Source organism: Mesorhizobium sp. M7A.F.Ca.ET.027.02.1.1, assembly GCF_004022985.1.
GTDB lineage: Bacteria > Pseudomonadota > Alphaproteobacteria > Rhizobiales > Rhizobiaceae > Mesorhizobium.
Genome location: NZ_RZOL01000829.1, coordinates 1 through 909, shown reverse-complemented (window position 1 = coordinate 909; position 909 = coordinate 1). Strand labels below are relative to the sequence as shown.

General features: G+C 66.8%; 1 protein-coding gene. It reads left to right on the top strand.

Annotated features, from left to right (window positions below):
- The coding region (locus tag EN749_RS38055) for a hypothetical protein (protein ID WP_210214766.1) at positions 1-909 on the top strand (909 nt) is incomplete at both ends.

Genomic DNA, 909 nt, shown 5'->3' with positions numbered 1-909 from the left:
ATACGGCGGTTGCCTTGTTCGGAGGGGACTTCAACGCCGGACCGGTGGCCCGGCCGGCTTTTATGCAGCCCCGATCGCTGCGCCGGCTCTATGATATCCTGCACCAGTACATTCGGCGGGCCGACGATATTCACCGCGCCGGGTCGGGCGTCTACAGCCCCGGATTGCGCGACCATGCCCAAGAGGCCCGCGACAGCATCCTCGATCGGTTGCGCGACCAACCCGGGAAGGAGGCGCTGCTAGCGCTCCGCGAGATCGCAACCTCTCATCCGGGCCGGGAATGGCTTTCGGGACTGCTGCGCGGCAAGGCCGAGCGCGAAGGCGACTTCGAGCCGTTCGAGCCCCAGGAAATGCGCTATCTGGGCGAGTACTTCGAACGTCGCCCCCGGAGCGCCCGCCAGCTAGGCGACACCGCGAGACTTCGCCTGGTGCAGTTGAAGGAGGCGGCCGAGGACAGCCGATCGCTCGATGCAGGGGTGCTGGACATTGCCGATGCGCCAGCCGTCCGTGAGTTGGTGCACGCCCGGTTGGCGGCCCACTCCGACAATGCATACGGCGTGAGCTCACCGGCCAGCCCGTCGCTTTCGCTCCTGCTATCCGGGGTGGGTTATGCAGCCACCCAACCGGTCGTCACCACCACCTCCGAGGATACGCTGGCGGCGACCTGGATCGACGCTCTCGCGGTGGGAAACACGTCGCACCGCGGCGTGCTTGCCGTAGTCCACATGGCTCGTTCGAAGCGATGGCGCTGGCCGTGGTCGCCGCCGCCGACCCTTGAGGAGGCTACTGCTGCAGCTCGGGCGCAATGGGAGGCCAGGGAAGACCAGTTCCCTACGCTCGATGACGTCGAGGTGATCGGCATCGACCTGACGCGGATTACGCCGGCGGAGGGCAAGACGGATATCTGGG